Here is a 19,379-nt window from a genome sequence, read left to right on the forward strand (position 1 = left end):
GCGCCGGTGTTCGCGGCTAAAGCCGCTCCCACAGGGACCGCGCAAAAATCAGGGTTTTGCGTGAGGTGCCGAGGATCAATGGAAGTCCCGGCTGCGTACATCCAGCCCTTGCAACAACGGGCTCACATCCTCCAACCGCCGTGCTATCAGGTGGCGCACGCCATTCTCCCGCTCCAGCCGCCCGCTGACCTTGAGCAACTGCGCCCCCACCAGTGCCCGCCGCTGCCGTTCGGCAAGCGCCCGCCACACCACCACATTGACCATGCCGTGCTCGTCCTCAAGGGTGACGAAGGTCACGCCGCTGGCGGTCTGTGGCCGCTGGCGGCCCACCACCAGCCCGGCCACGGCAATGTTGTCACCATGCCCGACATCTTGCAGCTCGCGCGAACTGCGACAGCCCAGGGCCCGCAGGCGTGAGCGCAACAAGGTCAGGGGATGCGGCCCAAGCGTGGTACCCAGGGTCTGGTAATCGGCCATCAGGTCTTCTGCCACACTGGGGACGGGCAGTTCGACGGTACGTTCCGGCAAGGCTTCGATATCGGCGAACAAAGGCAGCTGCGGCTGCACCGCCGCCACCTGCCAGCGCGCCTGGTGCCGGTCGCTGGCCAAGGCGCGCAACGCGCCGGCATCGGCCAACTGGGCCCGGGCACGCGAATCGAGCCCGGCACGCAGGCACAGGTCTTCGACATCGCGCCATGGCCGCTGCGCTCTCGCCTGCTCCAGGCGCCTGGCATCAGCCTCGGCAAGGCCGCGTACCAGGCGCAAGCCCATGCGAATGGCCAGCACCTCGCCAGGTTCAGGCTCGAGCGTGCAATCCCAGTCACTGTGGCACACATCCACCGGCCTGACCTCGATACCCTGGCGCCGGGCCTCTTGCAGCAACTGGTCGGGGCTGTAGAAACCCATGGGCCAGCTGTTGACCAGCGCGCAGGTGAAAATCGCCGGTTCATGGCACTTGAGCCAACTGCTGGCATAGCACAACAAGGCAAAACTGGCCGCGTGCGATTCCGGAAAGCCATAACTGCCAAAGCCCTTGATCTGCTCGAAGATGCGCTCGGCAAACGCCAGGTCATAACCATTGCGCAACATGCCCTGCACCAGCCGCTCGCGGTGCGGTTCCAGGCCGCCGTGACGCTTCCAGGCGGCCATGCTGCGGCGCAACTGGTCGGCCTCGCCCGGGGTGTAGTCGGCCGCGACCATCGCCAGCTCCATCACCTGCTCCTGGAACAGCGGCACACCCAGGGTGCGCTCGAACACTGCCTTCAGTTGCGGCGAGGGATAGGTCACCGGTTCCTGCTTCAGGCGCCGGCGCAGGTAAGGGTGGACCATGTCGCCCTGGATCGGCCCGGGGCGGACGATGGCCACCTCGATGACCAGGTCGTAGAACTTTTCCGGCCGAAGCCGCGGCAACATGGCCATTTGCGCGCGCGATTCGATCTGGAACACGCCCATGGTCTCGGCACGGCTGATCATCGCGTAGGTGGCCGGGTCTTCGGCGGGGATGGTCGCCAGGGTCAGGTGCCGGCCACGGTGGCGTTGCAGCAGGTCGAAGCAACGGCGCAAGGCGCTGAGCATGCCCAGCGCCAGCACGTCGACCTTGAGCAGGCCCACCATGTCCAGGTCGTCCTTGTCCCACTGGATCACCGTGCGCTCCGGCATCGCGGCATTCTCCACCGGCACCAGCTCGTCCAAGGGTTGCTGCGAGATGACGAAGCCGCCCGGGTGCTGTGACAGGTGCCGAGGGAAGCCGATCAGTTCGCCGGCCAGCACCAGCACCCGGCGCAGTGAAGGGCTGCCCGCCTCGAAGCCGGCCTCGGCCAGGCGCTGGTCGTCGGGTATGCGATCGCTCCAGCGGCCACAGCATTTGGCCAGGGCGTCCACCTGGTCGGCGGGCAGCCCCAGCACCCGCGCCACATCCCGCACCGCACCGGCGGCATGGTAGGTGTTGACCACCGCAGTGAGCGCCGCCCGGTGCCGGCCATAGCGGCGGAACACATACTGGATCACCTCCTCGCGCCGGTCGTGCTCGAAGTCCACGTCGATGTCCGGCGGCTCGTTGCGCTCGCGCGACAGGAAGCGCTCGAACAACAGGTGGTGTTGCATGGGGTCGAGCTCGGTGATGCCCAGCACGAAGCACACCACCGAGTTGGCTGCCGAGCCCCGCCCCTGGCACAGAATGCGCTGGCTGCGGGCGAAGGCGACGATGTCGTGCACAGTCAGGAAGTAGCTTTCGTAGCCCAGCTCCTCGATCAGCGCCAGCTCCTTGGCCAGCACATCCCGCACCTTGCTGCTCGGCCCGTTTGGCCAGCGCGACGGCAAACCCTGCTGGCACAACTCGCGCAACCAGCTCGCCGGGGTATGCCCCTGGGGCACTAGTTCGCAGGGGTACTGGTATTTCAATTCGCTCAGCTCGAACTGGCAGCGCGCAGCGATGGCCAGGGTCTCGGCCAGCAAGTCGGCGGGATAGAGTTCGCCCAGTTGCGCCTGGCTGCGCAGGTGCCGCTCGCCATTGGCAAACAGGAAGCGCCCGGCCTCGGCCACCAGGCAATGCTGGCGAATGGCGGTCATGCAATCCTGCAGGGCGCGACGACCGCGCACGTGCATGTGCACGTCGCCACAGGCCACGGCGCGGATGCCGACCCTGGCCGCCAGGCTACGCAAGCGTTCAAGGCGCAAGGTATCGTCACTGCCGCGGTGCAGGTGCACGGCCAGCCACAGGCGCTCACCGAACACGCCGTGCAGCCACTGCCCGGGGGTGGCATCGCCGCTGTCATCGGCTACCCACAATGCCAGCAGGCCCTGATGGTGCTGCTGCAGGTCATCGCGAAACAGTTGGTACTCGCCCTTCTGCGCCCGCCGCCGGGCCCGGGTGATCAGCGCGCACAGGTTCTGGTAGCCGGCCAGGTCCTGCACCAGCAGTACCAGCCTGGGGCCGTCCTGCAACTGCACTTCACTGCCCACGATCAGCCGCAGCTGGTGCTCCTTGGCCGCCTGCCAGGCACGGACGATGCCGGCCAGGGTGCATTCGTCGGTGATCGCCAGCGCCTGGTAGCCCTGTTCACGCGCGCGCCGGAACAGCTCGTCGGCGCTCGACGCGCCGCGCTGGAAGCTGAAGTTGGACAGGCAGTGCAGCTCGGCATAACCCGGGGTGTTCATGCGAACCAGCCCTGCAGCCACAACGGGCCGGCCTTGCCCAGGTCGCGGTAGGCCCAGCCGCGCAGGCCGTCTCGGGTTTCGATACGGTAATAGTCGCGGCGCACATCGCCGCCATCCCACCAGCCCGATTCGATGCGCTCGGCATGGCCTTGCAGGCGATAGCCGCCTTCGTCCAGCGCCATGGGGGCCGACAGCAGCCAGCCAGGGCGGCTGCCAGGAACGACCGGCATGCTGCCCTGGGCACCCTGCTCTACCGCTTGCCAGGCGCATTCGGGGCGATGATCGGCTGCCGCGCTCAGGCCCTTGACCGCCTCATCCCCCAGGCGGGCGCGTAGCCGTTCGCGCAATTGTTCCCAAGGTTGCGCCTGCTGCGCACGCGGGTCGAACAATGCCTGGTGTTGCGGCACGAAGGGTGGCAGGTCCTCGGCAACCAGCCGCAGGTTGCGCACAGGTGCGGGAATGCGTAGCGGCTCCAGGCGCCCGCGCGCCAGTTCGAACAGCATCGCAGCATCGCGTTCGGCGGCCAGCAGGCCTACCTTCAGCAAGGTATCCGGCCCTTCGGCATGCTCCAGGTGCAGGCAGAAACGCTGCACGCCACAGTCACGCCCGGCGAGGAACGCGGCAAGGTCGTTGAGCATGCGCCGCAGCGGGAACAGCAGGGCCTGGTGTGATTCGACGTCGAAGTTCAGCTCCAGCCGGGTCTCGAAACGGTCCGGGGGCTGGTAAAAGCCCAGCCCCAGGTTGCGCAGGCCGAGCAACTGGTCAAGGTGCAGCTGCACCTGGGCCGGAAAGCGCCTGGCCAGGCTGTCGCGGGGCAAGGCCAGCACCTGGCTCAACTGGCGCAGGCCCATGCGGGCAAAGGCCTCGGCAGCCTGCGCAGGCAGGCCGATACGCTCGATGGGCATGCCCAGCAGCGCCGCACGGGTGGCATCGGCATCCATCACGGCCAGGCCATCGTGAGCATTGGCAAGCATGCGCGCCGCCACCGGGTTGCTGGCCAGGACGATGCGTTGGCGCAAGCCCAGCTCCGCCAGCTCCTGGCGCAGACGGGCCTCGAACAGCGGCCAGGGGCCGAACAGCTGCAGGCTGGAGCCCACCTCCAGCAACAGCGCCCGTGGGTAGTGCAGGCTGACCTGGGCACTGAAGCGGTAGGCCCAGGCTGCCAGCAACTGCTGCACCTGGTCGATGCGCCTGGGGTCGGCTTCGACGCAGCTGAAGCCATCGGCCAGCGCACGCGCCGCCGTCAGGGTTTGCCCGGCCCGCAGGCCGAGCGCCGCCGCCGCCGGGTTGACCGCCTGCAGCACGCGTCGCTGGGTCGGCCCGCCAAGCAGCACCAGGGGGGTATCGGGGTCGTCACGCTCACGCAGGACCGTGTCCAGCGCCAGCTGCGGAAGCAGGATGCAGGCCCAGAGCATGTTGCATCAGCCCCGCCCCGGGCAGGCGATGGGCAGCGCCGGTGGCATGCCGCCACGGCTTTTCAGCACGCGCCATTGTGCCGGGCGGGTGTCGACGGCAATGCGCAGCGCCGCGGGTGAAGGGTTGTGCGCCGCCTGTTGCGGCCGGCAGGCGAAGGCCAGCGCCTGCCCGGTTTCGGCAGCCACCTGCAAGCGCCGCAGGGCGCGGTCATCGGCACGTTCCGGCCAGCACAGCACCGCCGCGCAACTGCCGGAGCGCAGACATTGCTCGGCGGCCCACAGGGCATCGGCAGGTGCGGCGTCCACCTGTACCAGCCAGCGCAGGTCCACCCCCGCGGCCTGCCAGGCCGGGGCGTAAGGAATGAATGGCGGTGCCACCAGCACGATTCGGCTGGCTTCAGCGCTCAAGCGGGCCAGGGTCGGCCACAGCAGCTGCAATTCGCCGCAGCCGGGGCTGGCCAGCAACAGTTCGCTGAGCGCAGCCGCCGGCCAGCCACCTTCCGGTAGGCATTGGTCAAGGGCGACATGGCCCGTGGGCTGCAGACCGAGCGGCCGCGCCTGGGCCTGCCGACCGCGCCATACCCGGCGCTGGTCGAGCAACCTGTCGAGGTCGACCACCGCGCCCATCAACCACGCCTCAGCAAGCCGCAGAACACGCCTTCGATGAAGAACTCCTGTTCAGGCCGCACATCGATGGGCGCATAGGCCGGGTTGCGTGGCAACAGCCGGTAATTGCCACCCTGGCGTTGCAGGCGCTTGATGGTCACCTCGCCGTCCAGGCGCGCGACCACGATCTGGCCATCGCGGGCGTCGGCCTGCTGGAGGATGCCGACCAGATCGCCATCGAAAATGCCGTCGTCGATCATCGAGTCGCCACGCACCTTCAGCAGGTAGTCGGGGGTACGGCGGAACAGGCTGGGGTCGAGCAGCAACTGCTCGTGAATGTCGAGGTCCGGGCCGATGGGGGCGCCTGCCGCCACCTGGCCCAGCACCGGCACTTCGAGGATTTCCGGGCGGCGCAGCCGTTCGGCCAGGCGTATGCCCCGCGCCTGGTTCGGCGTGACGTCGATGTAGCCGGCCTGGCACAGGGCGGTGATGTGCTTGCGCGCCACGCTGCGCGAGGCAAAACCGAAGCGCGTGGCGATATCGGCCAGGCTCGGCGGCTGGCCGTGGTCGGCGATGCGCTCACGGATGAACTCGAAGATGGCGCGGCGTTTTGGGGTAAGATTGTCCATGGAGCACATTTGTACTCTTTTCGGAGCACGCTGAACAGCCCCCTTCGTCGACGGCTTGGCGGCTGCGATGCAATTGTGACGGGCAGCAGTTCATTTGCTGGCCGAGGCCATCAGAACACCAAAACAGAAAAAGGTGATGCCGGAGAGTTTGCCGACAATTCGCGCACCGCGGTCGCTCGACAGCCAGCCCCTGGCGCTATTGGCCATCAGCGCATAACCGGTGTGTACCAGCACGACCAGCAACGCGTAGGATGAAACCAGCAGGAAGAACTGGCGGTAGTAGTTGTCCTGGGGACTGATGAATTGTGGAAACACCGCCAGGAAGAAGAAACCAGCCTTGGGATTCAGCAGTTGGATCGACAACGCTTCGACCAGGCGCCGCCAGGGTTGCGTGGCGGTCACGGTAAACTCCGGAATAAAACGCTGGGTGCGCCACATTTTTCCCCCCAAGTACAACAGGTACAACGCGCCGACATACTTGAGCACGTTGAACGCCGTTGCCGAGGTCGCCAGGACCAACCCCACGCTGCTGGCCGAGAGCCCGGCGACGATGAAAGCGCCCAAAGCGATGCCAAAGATCCCCGGCAGCGCTCCGCCCCAGCCGTGGCGCAGGGCGTTGGAGAGGGTCAGCACTACCCCGGGACCGGGGCTTAACACGGTGAAAGTCGCGAGGACAAGGAACAATCCATAGCTGGCCATGCAAAATGCCTCCTGGCATTGAACTGAAGAGCGTTAGGCCCGCCAACGGCACCCGAGGATCAATGCCGCACACAGCGAAGTCCGATCAGCAAGAAGCGGATACTTGTTGCGCACATGGACGAAGACCAGAACAGAGCGGCGTCAGAGTGGCGTGAAACACCATCGCTGACAAACGCTTTATTTGCGACCCTGATGTGACAAAATTAGACATATGATCAGCGACCTCCCACCCTTGAATGCCCTCCGGGCCTTTGCCTCGGCCGCGCGACACCAGAGCTTCAGCCGTGCCGCCGAGGAGCTGCACGTCACCCACAGTGCTGTCAGCCGCCATATACGCCTGCTCGAAGAGCACCTGGGCATAATGTTGTTCGAACGCCGAAATCGGCAGTCGGTACTCACCCCGAGCGGCCAGGCTTACTATGAACAGATCAGCCTGGGCCTGGCGCAAATCGCCAACGCCACTCAGGCCCTGGCCCGAAGCAGTGCATCGCGCAAGGTGATCATCAATGTGCGCCCGTCCTTTGCCGTGCGCTGGCTGATCCCTCGGTTACCCGAATTCATGACGCAGTTTCCAGAGATTCAGCCCGAGATTGTGACCAGCATCCTGGCCCCCGACCCCTCGCGTGATGCCTTCGATCTGGTGGTGCGCCGTGGCAGTGCAGGCTGGGCGGCCAATCTGGAACCGAACATGCTGTTCGAGGACGAGCTGCTGCTGGTTGCCGCGCCTTCTCTTCTGGAAGCGATACCGGTTCAGGCGCCGTCGGATGTGCTGCGCCATACCCTGCTCTCGGGCAGGACACGCAGTGGGGATTGGCAGGCCTGGTGCAAGCTGGCTGGTGTCAGCCAGGCAAGACAACGGCCAGCGTTGCAGTTCGATCACATGCACCTGGTGCTGCAAGCTGCCGTCGACGGCCTTGGCCTGGCGCTGTGCCCGGCCACGCTGCTGGGCAAGGATCTTGCCACCGGCCGACTGCACAACCCGCTGCCTCATCTACGACTGCCCCTGACTCGCTACTACTATGGGGTATCGAAAGATGCGGTCGCCGAGACCCAGGTATTTATCGACTGGATGCTCTCTCGGCTCCAGCATGACACCTGTGCGCTTCCTTGATCGGTGCGCGGCAAACATATCAGCCCTCGCGGCGATCCACACAATATTTGCGGCGATGCAGCGCTCCAATAGACCGGATAGTGGAAATATATTTTGTGCGCCAACTATTAGCGCGCAATATCCAACCCAGGCAGCAAGCAGTTGCTGATCCCACTACCCAAGCTAACGGAGCATGATCATGACTATCATCAAAGCAATCGCCATCACCACCCTGACCTTCGGCAGCAGCGTCGGCGCCTTCGCCCAGACCGCCTCCCCGTACCAGTACGGCATGAACCTGGACATCGCCCAAGTGATCGCGGTGGAGGCCTCGGGCCACGCCACCGACCACGCCGATACCGCCACCCTCACCTACCGTGACAGCGACGGCAAGGTGCAGAAGATCAGCTACCTGCGCCCAGCCACCTCCGCCAACCAGAACTGATGACAAAGCTTCGAAAACCGGAGCGTGCCAACGGCCGGTTACTCGGTTGGCTTTCCAGCTTTGGCAGTTGCTGACTCGACGCGCAGGCGTCAACCTCGCATTCGAGCACAGCTCTGCCAAGGCTGCCGTACTCCAGTACACTCAGGAAGTCGCGTAGTTGCCGTGACTCCAAAGGCAAAGAATCTCCCTTCTGGCCCGCCCATGATTTTGGACCTGGATACCCAATGCTGACTGCCCTGCTGTTCGACCTCGACGGAACCCTCACCGACACTGACACCTTGCATCTGCAGGCCTTTCGCCAACTGCTGCGCGAGCATGACGGCCGCGAGCTGAGCCAGGCGCAGTTCGATGCCCAGGTCAGCGGCCGCGCCAACGGCGAGCTGTTCGCCGAGCTGTTTGCCGGTGCCAGTGCCGAGCAGTGCCAGGTGCTGGCCGACCGCAAGGAGGCGCTGTTCCGCGACATGTCGCCGGCTCTTGAGCCGATGCCGGGCCTAGTGCGCCTGCTGGAACATGCCCAGGCTCGTGACATCGGCATGTGCGTGGTGACCAATGCACCGCGGCTGAACGCCGAGCACATGTTGAACGCCATGGGCCTGGGCCAGCGTTTCGCGCACGTGCTGGTGGCCGAGGAACTGGCACGGCCCAAGCCGGACCCGCTGCCTTACCTGACCGGGTTGCAGCGGCTGGGTGCCGAGGCCGGGCAGGCACTGGCCTTCGAGGATTCGCTGCCGGGGGTGGCAGCCGCGAGTGGCGCTGGGATCTTTACCGTGGGCGTGGCCACTACGCAGACGCCGGAGCGGTTGCTGGCGGCGGGGGCGAAGCTGGTTGTCCGTGACTTCAACGACCCAGCGTTGTGGACCTTGATCGGATCCATGCAATGAGCATACGGGGCCGCTTCGCGCCCCATCGCCGGCAAGCCAGCTCCCACCTCGACCGCATCGGCCTCAAGCCGTGCGCTGTCCCTGTGGGAGCTGGCTTGCCGGCGATGGGCTGCGAAGCGGCCCCAAAATTTCAAGGCAATATGCATGCCCCAGCCATTGTGCACACCCAGGTCAACCCATGCTGATCGACGAAGAACTGACCCTCAAGAAGCTGGAAACCTTCCTCGCCTTCATGCGCACCGGCAACCTCGGCCGCGCCGCCGCAGAGCTGGCCACCAGCGCCGTCAGCGTGCACCGTGCCATCCACTCGCTGGAAAGCGCACTGCGCTGCCCGTTGTTCAAGCATGAAGGCCGCCAGCTGATCCCGCTGGAAAGCGCCTACGTGCTGGAAAAGAAAGCCCGCCAGCTGATCCAGGACGCCGAGCAGATGGTTCGCCTTACCCGCGAGGCCGCCGGCTTCTACGCCGAGCGCTTCCGCCTGGGTGCGCTGTACTCGCTGACGGTGAAAACCGTACCCAAGCTAGTAATGGGCCTCAAGCTGCGCCGCAGCGAACTCAACATCGACCTGACCCTGGGCTCCAACGTCGACCTGCTGCAGCGCCTGAAGAACCACGAGCTGGAGGCCATCCTCGTGTCGCTCGACGAAAGCGTCAGCGACCCGGCCTGCGAGCAGTTGCCGCTGTTCTCCGACGACATCTTCCTTGCCGTGCCCATCGAATCACCCTTCGCCGAGCAGGCCGAGGTGGACCTGGCCGACCTGGCCGACTCCACCTTCATCACCCTGACCCAGGGCTTTGCCACCCACCGCGATGGCGCCCGGGTGTTCCAGCAGGCCGGCTTCGAACCCAAGGTAGCCATGCAGGTGAACGATATCTTCACCCTGCTGAGCATGGTCAGCTCGGGCGTGGGCTTTGCCCTGCTGCCCGGGCGGATCGCGGCGGTGTACGAAAACCGGGTCAGGTTGATTGCCCTGAAGCCGCAATATCGCTTGCAGCAGCATATTGGCGTGGTGTTCCTCAAGGCGCGGGAGCGGGAGCCGAACCTGCTGGCGTTGCTGGCGGAGTGCCGGATGTACAGCCTGGAGCGCTGAAGGGCTGCGGACACAGCTTCTTTTGTTGTTTGCTGCACTGGCCTCTTCGCGGGCTCGCCCGCTCCCACAGGTACCGAGCAGGCCTCGGGCAATGCACATTCCCTGTGGTTTTGTTGTTTGCTGTACTGGCCTCTTCGCGGGTAAACCCGCTCCCACAAGTACCGAGCAAGCCTCGGGCAATGCACTTTCCCTGTGGGAGCGGGTTTACCCGCGAAGAGGCCGGTACAGGCTGACTCAAACAATCAGGGCCCGCTGCACCTCGCCCACCGTTGTAGCCAGGCTGTTCAGGTGCAGGTTCAACACCCGCTCCACCGGCGCCTGGTCCAGCGGCCAATGCAAGGCAATGCTCCCGGCCAGGCGCCCTTCGGCATGCACCGGCAGGGCAATGGCGCGGATCAGGAACGGCAAGCGCACCGGGTACTCCCAGTGCCCTTCGGTGCGCTGGCCGAACCCCTTGTTCGCTTCCTCCTCGATGTCGCGCAGCACCGTCTCGTCGCCCACCCGCTCATGGGCCGCCAGGCGCTGCACTTCATCGACCGCCAACTCACCCAGGCATGCCCGCCCCATCGCCGAGTGAAACAGGCTGGCATGATGGCCGACGATCTGGCAGGTGTGCGGGTAACGCTTGCGCAATACCTGGGGCACAGCGCTTTCCATCACCTCCAGCCGCTCGCCGTCGAAACACGACAGGTCGGCCACCAGCCCGGTGCGCTCGCTCAATTCCAGCAGCATGGGCGCGGCGTGTTCCACCAGGCGCCGCTTGAAACGCAGCTGGCGGTCACCGAACAGGCGCCGCGCGCACAGCCGGTAACGCCTGTCGCTGAGGCCGCGGTAAACCCAGCCTTGCTCCTGCAAGGTGGCGAGCATGCGCGACACCGTGGCCTTGGGCAGCGCCGTCAGGTAATGCAGTTCTTCCAGGCCCAGCGCCTGGTGTTCGCCAAGCAGGTCGACGATGGCCAGCGCCCGCTCCACCGAACGCACGCCGCCACTGTCTGCCGTGATGCCCATGAGTGTGACCTCCCTGTAACTGGATGGTCAGGATAGCCAGCAAGATCCGCGCCTGCCCAGCGGTTTCATGGCGCTTGCAGGCTCCGGGGTGGGCGCCGCGCTACCCAACGGGTGAGCTGTTCATGGGCATGGGCCAGCTGCAACACCGCATGGTCGGCCTGGGCCGGGCCGATGACCTGCAGGCCCATGGGCAACCCGGCAGCGTTGAAACCGACCGGTACGCTGATGCTCGGCAAACCGGCCAGGGTCGGCCCAATCACCACTTCCATCCAGCGGTGATAGGTGTCCATCGCCCGACCTCCGACCACCGTTGGCCACGGTTGCCGTGCATCGAATGGGAACACCTGGGCCGATGGCAACAGCAGGTAATCGTAACGCTCGAACAGCTTGCCCAGCGCGCGGTACCAGTCGCTGCGGGCCACCGAAGCCTGGTACACCGCCGCCGCGCTCAGTTGCAGGCCACCCTCCACCTCCCACTGCGCCTCGGGCTTGAGCAACGCGCGCTTGCCCGGGTCGGCATAGGCCGCAGCGAGGTTGCCGTGCACCAGGAAGTGGCGATGGGTCAGCCAGCACTGCCACAAACGCGCCATGTCGAACGCCGGCTGGCAGGCCTCGACCCGGCAGCCCAGTTCGGCGAAGTCTGCCAGGGCCGCTTCGCACAGGCTGAGCACCCCGTCATCCATCGCCAGGTAACCGTCGTAGTCGCCCAGCCAGCCAACCCGCACGCCGCGGAAATCGCGCTGCAACCCGGCGGCAAAATCGTGCCGGCCATCGCCCAGCGACAACGGCGCCCGCGCATCGAAGCCCGCCTGGGTCGACAACAGCCGTGCCACATCCACCACGCTGCGGCCCATCGGCCCCTCGGTGGCCAGCTGCTGCACGAACAGTTCCGGCGCCGGCCCGTGGGGTACGCGGCCCTGCGACGGGCGCAGGCCATACACGTTGTTGAACGCCGCCGGGTTGCGCAGCGAGCCCATCATGTCGCTGCCATCGGCGACCGGCAGCAGGCGCATGGCCAGCGCCGCCGCCGCCCCACCGCTGCTACCCCCGGCCACCTTGCCCGGGTCGTAGGCGTTGGTGGTGGTGCCGAACAGGGTGTTGTAGGTCTGCGAACCAAGGCCGAATTCCGGCACATTGCTCTTGCCCACGATCAGCGCACCACTGGCCCGCACCCGCGCCACGCTGATCGCGTCCTGCTCGGGCACCTGCTCGGCGAACAGCGGCGAGCCCAACGTGGTGCGCAGCCCGGCAGTGGCAGCCAGGTCCTTGATCGCCTGGGGCATGCCATGCATCCAGCCGCGCGAATGGCCACGGGCCAGTTCGCGGTCACGCTCATCGGCCTCGGCCAGCAGCGCTTCGGCCGGGCGCAGCGACACCAGCGCGTTTACCTGCGGGTTGAAGCGTTCGATGTGCGCCAGATAAGCCTGCATCACCTCCCGGCACGACATCTGGCGGGCATGGATGGCCCGGGACAATGCCTCGGCATCGAGGGCAACGATGGGGTCGATGGCTAGCGGCATCACGGTTTCACTCCAAGGTTGAAAGCGGCAGGCTTGCCCGCGCGTGGGGCTTCCTTCAGGCAATAGGTGCCCAGCAGTGTCAGCAGGCAGGCGAACAGCACGTAGAACGACGGCGCCACCGGGGTACCGAGCACCTTGCTCAGCCAGGTAACGATCAACGGGGCGAAGCCGCCGAACACCATCACCGCCACGTTATAGGCCACCGACACACCGGTAGAACGCACCTCGACCGGGAACTGCTCGGCCAGGGCCGTGGGCGCCGGCCCGAAGAAGCCACCGATGGCAGTGCACAGCAGCAGTTGCATCACCAGCAGGCGCTCCAGCGACGGCGCGGCAGCCACCCACACATACAACGGGTAGACCATGACGAAGAACGCCAGGGTGAAGGCCATCAGCACCGGGCGCCGCCCCAGCCGGTCAGACAACGCCCCGGACAGCGGGATCACCACGGTCATCAGCCCAACCGCAAGCATCTGCACCAGCAGCACCTGGTCCAGCGGCAGCCCGAGGTTCTTGTGGGCGAAGGTCGGCATGTTCACCAGCACCACGTAGAACGACACCGTCGCGCCACAGGCCAGGCCCATCGATACCAACAGGCTGCGCCGATGCTCACGCAGCACCTGCCACAGGCTGGGCGACTGGCCCTTGGCCTGGCGGCGCGCCTCGATGAATTCCTCGGGCTCCTCCATGTGCTTGCGAATCCACAGCCCCACCGGGCCAATCAGCAGGCCGAGCACGAACGGGATACGCCAGCCCCAGCTGTCCAGCGCCGCTGGCGTGCACAGGTGGGTGACCAAGGCCACCATCGCCGCCCCGGAGAACACCGCCAGGCACTGCCCCACCAACTGCCACGAGCCATACAGGCCCTTGCGGTGGGCCGGCGCGCTCTCCACCAGGAAGGCCGTGGCGCTGGCGTACTCGCCGCCGGTGGCAAAACCCTGCAGCATGCGCGCCACCACGATCAGCAGCGGCGCGGCCATGCCGATGGCCAGGTAGTCGGGGGCAAAGGCGATCATGGCAATGGACACGGTCATCAGCCGGATGATCATCTGCATCGCCGCCTTGCGGCCCTTGCGGTCGGAATACATGCCCAGCAGCACGCCGCCCACCGGGCGCATGAAAAAGCCGACGCCGAAGGTGGCCAGGGCCATCAGCAGCGAGGCGTATTCGTCGTCGGAGGGGAAGAACTGCCGGGCGATGATGCTGGCCAGAAAGCCGTACACGATAAAGTCATACCACTCCAGGGCGTTGCCGATGACGGCGGCGACCACTTGCCGGGTACGCGACACGCCGGTGCTCGAAGTCTGCATAGGAAACACTCCACACAATGATTGGGTGATCGCCCAGGCGCGGTCGCGCCCGGGTTCCAGCGGCAGTCGTCAAAAAGGAAAGGTCAGGCGGGCGCGAGCCAGCGCTCTGCCAGCGCACCCCAGTAGGCGGCGCCGGTCAGCAGGATGTCGTCGTTGAAGTCGTAGGCCGGGTTGTGCACCATCGGCCGCGATACGCCATTGCCGATGAACAGGTAGGCGCCCGGGCAGCGTTGCAGCATCCAGGCGAAGTCTTCGCTGCCCATCAGCTTGCGGGTGTTGCCATCCACGGCCTCGGCACCGAGCAATTCCACCCCCACCTGCCGGGCGAAGGCGTTTTCCGCGGCGTGGTTGACCAACACCGGGTAGGCCGGGCGGTGTTCGATGGTGGCGCGGCAGCCAAAGCTCTCGGCCTGGCTGACGATGATCGCCCGCACCCGCTCCAGGGTCTGCGCCCGCACCTCGGCGTTCAGCGCGCGCAGGCTCAGGCGCAGCAGCGCCTGCTGCGGGATCACGTTGGCCGCTTCGCCGGCCTGCAAGGCGCCGACGGTAACCACAGCCGCCTGCTGCGCATCGATATTGCGCGCCACCACGGTTTGCAGGGCCATCACCACACTGGCCGCCGCCACCAGCGGGTCGACGGTCAGGTGCGGCATCGAGCCATGGCCGCCAACCCCGTCGAGGGTCACCGTGAGCAGGTCTTGCGAGGCCATCATCGGCCCCTCGCGAAAGCCCAGGTGCCCGGCCGGCAGCCCGGGCATGTTGTGCATGCCGAACAGTGCATCGCAAGGGAAGCGCTCCAGCAAACCATCGGCCAGCATCGCCTCGGCGCCACCCTGGCCCTCCTCGGCCGGCTGGAAGATCAGCGTCAGCGTCCCGTCGAACTGCCGGGTCGCCGCCAGGTAGCGCGCGGCGCCAAGCAGCATGGTGGTATGCCCGTCATGGCCGCAGGCGTGCATGCAGCCCTGGTGCTGGCTGCTGTACGCGGCGCCGGTGGCCTCGTGGATGGGCAACGCGTCCATGTCGGCGCGCAGGCCCAGGCGGCGTGGGCTGCTGCCATTGCGCAGTACGCCGACCACGCCGGTCTTGCCGATACCGGTGTGCACTTCATAGCCCCATTCTTCGAGCAGCTGGGCAACCAGCGCCGAAGTGCGGCTTTCTTCAAAACCCAGCTCCGGGTGAGCGTGGATATCGTGACGGATTGCGTGCAGGTCGCTGGCCACATCGTTCAGCCAGGCCAGGATGTGCTGATGTCGGGACATGTAGAGTCTCCTCGCGCGGGTGGTTTCCCGTTCTTGTTGTTCGCCTTGAGGTCACGACGGGTGAGGCAGGTCGTGCTTGGCTGACAGATAAGCGCGAGTGACGAGGGATAACAAACGAATGTGGTTCCACGGTGTGGAACCACTCTACCGAAAGTGATTGTAAAGCGTGTACCCGCACGCCAATACCCAGGCGCTCAAAATGAACATAGATATGCTCAGCCCTTCATAGATGTGGTTCTAGGACACCACATGTACCAGCCGCTCTGGCGGCACGCTTTTCAAAAAACGGTGGTGGTAGATGAAATAGATGATGCTGATCACGGGTTAGATGAATATGGCTATTACCACGGCATTGAGACCGGCAAAAAAAACGCTAGGAGCGCCAGTGTAAACAGGTAGCCGTGCACTTCACCGCCGGGTACTGTGTTTTTTTTGAATGGGGTCGTCCTTGCGGGCACCACAACCTCGTGTATGAAAATTTGTCATTCGCCCTCAAACAACCCAATATAGCGAAGACCATTATAACTTTCCTTCAGCGGAGTGGGGATTTGCAAACCGCCATCGGAATACCAGAACATTGCATTAACTTCCACAATTGCGAGACTTGTACAAATCGATTTAACCCTGCCCCACTCGCCTACATCTATAGGGGACTGCCCTAGCATATCGTCAACGCCAACCAGATCGGGCTTGCGAGGAATGATGCCAATGAAGTCTTCATCGTACCAGCGCTCCCCGACATCTAAACAGAACTGACATGCAGGATATCGAGGGTCGTCGATTTCAAACTCACTGGAATAGTCGATTTCAAAATATTTAAAATACTCATCTTCGCCCATTAGATTTACGCCAAGCCAGAGATGAACCTTATTGTATCGCTCGATTTCGTACTTATTCACAACCATTCCTTAGCTGTCCCAAAAAACTTATCAGAAACCAAATAGACCGGACAAAAGAAATTATAAAAACTCAACGAGCAGTGGGGTATCGTAAGATTTATCCTTGACAATACTCCTTGATTTTATGGCCTTCTCAATCTGATCCCTTGTTTCACCCGCGCTGCCTAATTTCGCCGCACAATGTATGAACACGGCAGGATAGGCATACTGATCAGGCGAGGACAGAACATCACTTATCGTCCGCTTTTCAGGTTTAATGCAAGCAAGAATTTTCGGAATATAGAAATCTTCCAGCACTGACCGAATATGTGCACAGACTTCCCCCACCATACCAGGCGTTGGAGTTTTAATCGCACCGCCGAAGTCCCCACTAAACAGCTTGCTTTGTTCACCTGACGAAACAAAAGAAAAGCAACCCTTGTTAAATAGATTACTCTTATAAGGAGGCTCAAAGATCGAGGCGAACTCTTGAATTTCCCCTCCATATACCATCCCGCAGAGCACATAGGAATCGATGCGGGCAATGTGATCAAAGAAAATCTCAGCCACATATTTTTTATTATATCTAAACTTCAACTTATTCCTTGATGCCACTACACCCTCAAACCTCGAGGCAACATTGTTTAGCTCTTTTAACAACTCCGACTCAAAATGCAATCGACTCTCGGAATTCATAAATCACCGATACTTAAGTACATTGAATGCCGTCACAACACCTTCACCACCGAGCAATTCTAGCCTGCGATGCCTTCCGCCGATATGCATTTTTGACTAACCAATCTCATCCAGTCGCGTGAGATGACCACCGACGTTGTAGCTGAAACGCCGAGTCAGGTTATCCACCCGCACTTCTTCGCTCAACCGGTCCGAAGCGTCGTAGGCAAAGCTGTACGTGGCGTTGTTCTCATTGACCAGCGCGATCAGGCGCACGACCTTGTCTTACTCGTAGCGTACCCGCTGGCCCTTGGCATCCTGGCGGCTGCTCGGCAGGCCACGGGCCGTGCGCATCAGGCGTGTGGTCTGGCCTTTGCCGTCGGTGTGGCTGAGCACCTGGCCGTAGACGTTGTAGGTGAAGGTTTCCGCGCTACCGTCCGGGTGACTGATGCGCAGCACTTCGCCGTCGGGCTTGCGCTCCAGCGTGGTGGTCTGGTTCAGCGCATCGGTCACCGCAACAAGGTGCTGACGCTCGTCGTAGCGGTACCAGGTGCTCTTGCCCGAGCAGTCCTGATAACGCTCGACCTGTGCCAGGGTGTTCCACCACAGGTACTTGGACTTGTAGGTCGCATCGATGATGGTATGCGGCAGGCCGTCATCGCTGTTCAGGTACTCGGTCATCTGGCCGAGGGCATCGAATTCGGCGAGCAGGTTGCCCTTGTCGTCGTAGCGCGCTCGCCAGGTGCTGCCGTCCGGATAGCTGACCTGGGTCACCAGCGTGGTCAGGTGGTGATATTCGTAGGTGGTCTTGCGGCCCAGCGGGTCGGTTTCTTCCAGCAGGCGGGCGTATTCATCGTACTTGAAGGCGAGCCGGTTGCCGTCCGGCAAATCCAGGCCAACCATGTTGCCCTGCTCGTCCAACTCGATGGCGTAGCGTTCACCACCGTAGTCACGGCTGGCGAGTACGCGGTGGTCGGCGTTGTACTGCACTTCCAGCTCGCGGCCGAGCACGTCGGTGGCCCAGCTGGTGCGGGCGTCTAGGTCGTAGCGGAAGTGGTAGTGCTCGCCATCGCTGGTCCAGTGCTCGACCACGCGCGGCTTGTCGCCGAGGGTTTCCCAACGGTAGTGGCAGCCCAGGCCCAGCGCGTTGCTGTGGGTCACCATCAGGCCTTCGGCGTAGCTGAAGCTGCGCACCGTGTCGCCGTTGCGGTTGATCACCGCGCTCAGTTGGCCGTGTTCGTCGTAGCGGTACTGGGTGAGCGTTTCCACCGCCTGGTTGTTCACCACGCGCTTGATGTCGGTCAGGCGACCCAGCGGGTTGTCGTAGTGCAGGTGCACGCGGGTACCGCCGGTGGCGCTGATGTCGGTCAGCGTACCGTCGGGCGTGCGCGTGAAATGCAGGAAGTGGCCGAGGGCGTTCTCGATGCGTTGCAGCGGCACTTCGCTGTTGGTGTCTGGCACTTCGCCGAAATAGAAGAACAGGTTGTCGAGGGTTTGCAGGATGTAGTGGCCGCCCTCAGTGCATACCAGGTACACCTGTTCGTGCGGGTTGTAGATGCGCTGGCCCGGTTGCAAGGTCACGAACGGGATTTCGCGCCCCTGGTTGTCGGTGAGGTAGATGAACGAGCCCTGGCGGCGCAGGCTCTGCTCCCAAGGCAGCACCCAGCCGCGACCGAGCACGCTATCGACAGTCAGGTCGCTGGCGTAGAAGCGCGACCACTCGATCGGCATCAGGCCAGGCAGGCTGAAGTCGATTTCGTCGGGGATCAGTTTGCGGCCGGTGGTGAGGTCGACCGGGTTGCCGACCAGGCCGCCGATGGCCCTGCGGGCGACGGGTTCGACCACGTAGCGGCTGGCCACCTCGCCGGCGACGAAGCCGGCGGTGAACTTAAGGGCGCAAGGCATTATGGCTTTCATGCCGGCTTGCGTGCCCGCCTTGATCAACTGCGCGATACCACCCGCGGCACCGGCGATGGCCATCAGCACATCCACGGTGGTGCGCAGCCACTCCGGGATCTCGTCATCCACTGGCAGGTAGCGGTAGGTGCCACCGCCGATGATGACGTTGTCCGAGCCACCGGAAATGGTCGCGCCGCAGGTCAGCTTGTCGCCCTTGCGTGCAGCCGCGACGCTGTTGATGAAGACGTTGGTCGAGCCTTCTGCAATCTGCACCGGGCCCGGGTGCTTGTCGCAGGCACCGATGCTTTTTTCGACGCGGGCGGCCTTGCGGCTGTTGATGAAAACGTTGGGTGAGGCAGTGGTTATCGTCCCTGAGGGGGACGAGAACATACTGCCTATCGCCTCTCCGGCGGCGGTCAGCAAGCTGCCTCCGATGCCGGCTGCGAGGCCGGCCAGCAAGGCCACGCCGAACCCACAGGTGAAGGTGGCGATGGCCACCGTGGCCACCAGCGCGATGCCCAGGGCGGCCCCGATCAGGAAGCCCCCCAGCGCGCTGGTGTGCGATATCAGTTCACCCGCCGGGTCGTACTGGTAACGGCGGTGAATCGGGTTGTAGGCATGCTTCACCAGCAACGAGGTATTGATACCGGTGTTGTGCACCTACGAGAGCTTGTCGGCCGGCAAATTCGAGGCAAACTGCCAGGCCTTGCGCTCCATCGCGTCATAACCGAAGCAGCTGGTGAGCTTGCCCTAGGTGCGGTAGACCTCACGGTGCAGGTCGTCACATTCCATGTCGCTGAGCACCGGAATCCGTAAGCA

Annotated in this window: 16 protein-coding genes and 1 pseudogene; 5 read left to right on the forward strand and 12 right to left on the reverse strand. The window is 64.1% G+C overall.

The features are described from left to right. Positions 1 to 75: 75 nt before the first annotated feature. From RR51_RS12160 to RR51_RS12180, 5 genes are all read right to left on the reverse strand, one after another. Entirely contained in the window at positions 76 to 3,156 is a 3,081-nt protein-coding gene (locus RR51_RS12160) for an error-prone DNA polymerase (protein WP_039613646.1), read from the reverse strand. Beyond that, positions 3,153 to 4,571, reverse strand: coding sequence for a Y-family DNA polymerase (locus RR51_RS12165; RefSeq protein WP_039613647.1), 1,419 nt, complete (start codon positions 4,569 to 4,571; stop codon positions 3,153 to 3,155). Before RR51_RS12165 ends, RR51_RS12160 begins: the two co-directional genes overlap by 4 nt. A gap of 6 nt (positions 4,572 to 4,577) precedes the next feature. Continuing rightward, entirely contained in the window at positions 4,578 to 5,198 is a 621-nt protein-coding gene (gene imuA / locus RR51_RS12170) for a translesion DNA synthesis-associated protein ImuA (RefSeq protein ID WP_039613648.1), read from the reverse strand. Further along, complete coding sequence (lexA, locus tag RR51_RS12175) at positions 5,198 to 5,815, reverse strand: transcriptional repressor LexA (protein WP_039613649.1); 618 nt, start codon at positions 5,813 to 5,815, stop codon at positions 5,198 to 5,200. The genes imuA and lexA overlap by 1 nt, the downstream gene beginning before the upstream one ends. An 81-nt stretch (positions 5,816 to 5,896) precedes the next feature. Further along, the gene (locus RR51_RS12180) at positions 5,897 to 6,505 is read right to left on the reverse strand and encodes a LysE family translocator (RefSeq protein WP_039613650.1); all 609 of its coding nucleotides are present in this window, start codon (positions 6,503 to 6,505) and stop codon (positions 5,897 to 5,899) included. A 211-nt stretch (positions 6,506 to 6,716) separates the two neighbouring features. Here RR51_RS12180 and gcvA point away from each other — a divergent pair, with 211 nt between their 5' ends. From gcvA to RR51_RS12200, 4 genes are all read left to right on the forward strand, one after another. After that, complete coding sequence (gcvA, locus tag RR51_RS12185) at positions 6,717 to 7,616, forward strand: transcriptional regulator GcvA (RefSeq protein ID WP_039613651.1); 900 nt, start codon at positions 6,717 to 6,719, stop codon at positions 7,614 to 7,616. A 178-nt stretch (positions 7,617 to 7,794) separates the two neighbouring features. Then, the gene (locus RR51_RS12190; RefSeq protein ID WP_052261057.1) at positions 7,795 to 8,040 is read left to right on the forward strand and encodes a DUF2790 domain-containing protein; all 246 of its coding nucleotides are present in this window, start codon (positions 7,795 to 7,797) and stop codon (positions 8,038 to 8,040) included. A gap of 224 nt (positions 8,041 to 8,264) precedes the next feature. Then, a complete protein-coding gene (locus tag RR51_RS12195; RefSeq protein WP_024087169.1) occupies positions 8,265 to 8,921 on the forward strand; it encodes an HAD family hydrolase in 657 nt (218 codons plus the stop codon). A 178-nt stretch (positions 8,922 to 9,099) separates the two neighbouring features. Further along, complete coding sequence (locus RR51_RS12200) at positions 9,100 to 10,011, forward strand: LysR family transcriptional regulator (protein ID WP_039613653.1); 912 nt, start codon at positions 9,100 to 9,102, stop codon at positions 10,009 to 10,011. A gap of 234 nt (positions 10,012 to 10,245) precedes the next feature. On the opposite strand, the gene RR51_RS12205 is transcribed toward RR51_RS12200, so the two are convergent. The 4 genes from RR51_RS12205 to RR51_RS12220 form a co-directional block, all read right to left on the reverse strand. Continuing rightward, a complete protein-coding gene (locus RR51_RS12205) occupies positions 10,246 to 11,019 on the reverse strand; it encodes an IclR family transcriptional regulator (protein ID WP_013972733.1) in 774 nt (257 codons plus the stop codon). A 65-nt stretch (positions 11,020 to 11,084) separates the two neighbouring features. After that, a complete protein-coding gene (locus RR51_RS12210; RefSeq protein WP_039613654.1) occupies positions 11,085 to 12,539 on the reverse strand; it encodes an amidase in 1,455 nt (484 codons plus the stop codon). After that, positions 12,539 to 13,849, reverse strand: a complete 1,311-nt coding sequence (locus RR51_RS12215; RefSeq protein ID WP_039613655.1) for a citrate-proton symporter — start codon at positions 13,847 to 13,849, stop codon at positions 12,539 to 12,541. Before RR51_RS12215 ends, RR51_RS12210 begins: the two co-directional genes overlap by 1 nt. A gap of 83 nt (positions 13,850 to 13,932) precedes the next feature. Next, on the reverse strand, positions 13,933 to 15,108 hold the full coding sequence (locus tag RR51_RS12220) for a M20 aminoacylase family protein (protein ID WP_039613656.1): 1,176 nt from the start codon (positions 15,106 to 15,108) through the stop codon (positions 13,933 to 13,935). Positions 15,109 to 15,357: 249 nt separating this feature from the next. Between RR51_RS12220 and RR51_RS31040 the strand changes: the two genes are divergently transcribed. After that, complete coding sequence (locus RR51_RS31040) at positions 15,358 to 15,507, forward strand: hypothetical protein (RefSeq protein WP_161795740.1); 150 nt, start codon at positions 15,358 to 15,360, stop codon at positions 15,505 to 15,507. An 83-nt stretch (positions 15,508 to 15,590) separates the two neighbouring features. Here RR51_RS31040 and RR51_RS12225 read toward each other — a convergent pair whose 3' ends face one another. The 3 genes and pseudogenes from RR51_RS12225 to RR51_RS12235 form a co-directional block, all read right to left on the reverse strand. Continuing rightward, entirely contained in the window at positions 15,591 to 16,007 is a 417-nt protein-coding gene (locus RR51_RS12225) for an immunity 22 family protein (RefSeq protein WP_082044688.1), read from the reverse strand. Positions 16,008 to 16,067: 60 nt separating this feature from the next. Continuing rightward, positions 16,068 to 16,583 carry a hypothetical protein gene (locus tag RR51_RS12230; protein WP_052261058.1) on the reverse strand — a complete coding sequence of 172 codons (516 nt, stop codon included), beginning with the start codon at positions 16,581 to 16,583 and terminating at the stop codon, positions 16,068 to 16,070. 198 nt (positions 16,584 to 16,781) lie between these two features. Then, positions 16,782 to 19,364, reverse strand: a pseudogene (locus tag RR51_RS12235) (DUF6531 domain-containing protein); the annotation flags it as partial. Positions 19,365 to 19,379: the final 15 nt, after the last annotated feature.

Origin of the sequence: Pseudomonas sp. C5pp, assembly GCF_000814065.1 — a bacterium.
GTDB classification, from domain to species: domain Bacteria; phylum Pseudomonadota; class Gammaproteobacteria; order Pseudomonadales; family Pseudomonadaceae; genus Aquipseudomonas; species Aquipseudomonas asiatica.

Coding starts and splice junctions, on each gene's coding strand:
- gcvA (WP_039613651.1), top strand. CDS start 6,717: ATGATCAGCGACCTCCCACCCTTGAATGCCCTCCGGGCCTTTGCCTCG.
- RR51_RS12210 (WP_039613654.1), bottom strand. CDS start 12,539: ATGCCGCTAGCCATCGACCCCATCGTTGCCCTCGATGCCGAGGCATTG.
- imuA (WP_039613648.1), bottom strand. CDS start 5,198: ATGGGCGCGGTGGTCGACCTCGACAGGTTGCTCGACCAGCGCCGGGTA.
- RR51_RS12200 (WP_039613653.1), top strand. CDS start 9,100: ATGCTGATCGACGAAGAACTGACCCTCAAGAAGCTGGAAACCTTCCTC.
- RR51_RS12165 (WP_039613647.1), bottom strand. CDS start 4,571: ATGCTCTGGGCCTGCATCCTGCTTCCGCAGCTGGCGCTGGACACGGTC.
- RR51_RS12195 (WP_024087169.1), top strand. CDS start 8,265: ATGCTGACTGCCCTGCTGTTCGACCTCGACGGAACCCTCACCGACACT.
- RR51_RS12180 (WP_039613650.1), bottom strand. CDS start 6,505: ATGGCCAGCTATGGATTGTTCCTTGTCCTCGCGACTTTCACCGTGTTA.
- RR51_RS31040 (WP_161795740.1), top strand. CDS start 15,358: ATGTACCAGCCGCTCTGGCGGCACGCTTTTCAAAAAACGGTGGTGGTA.
- RR51_RS12220 (WP_039613656.1), bottom strand. CDS start 15,108: ATGTCCCGACATCAGCACATCCTGGCCTGGCTGAACGATGTGGCCAGC.
- RR51_RS12215 (WP_039613655.1), bottom strand. CDS start 13,849: ATGCAGACTTCGAGCACCGGCGTGTCGCGTACCCGGCAAGTGGTCGCC.
- lexA (WP_039613649.1), bottom strand. CDS start 5,815: ATGTGCTCCATGGACAATCTTACCCCAAAACGCCGCGCCATCTTCGAG.
- RR51_RS12190 (WP_052261057.1), top strand. CDS start 7,795: ATGACTATCATCAAAGCAATCGCCATCACCACCCTGACCTTCGGCAGC.
- RR51_RS12160 (WP_039613646.1), bottom strand. CDS start 3,156: ATGAACACCCCGGGTTATGCCGAGCTGCACTGCCTGTCCAACTTCAGC.
- RR51_RS12205 (WP_013972733.1), bottom strand. CDS start 11,019: ATGGGCATCACGGCAGACAGTGGCGGCGTGCGTTCGGTGGAGCGGGCG.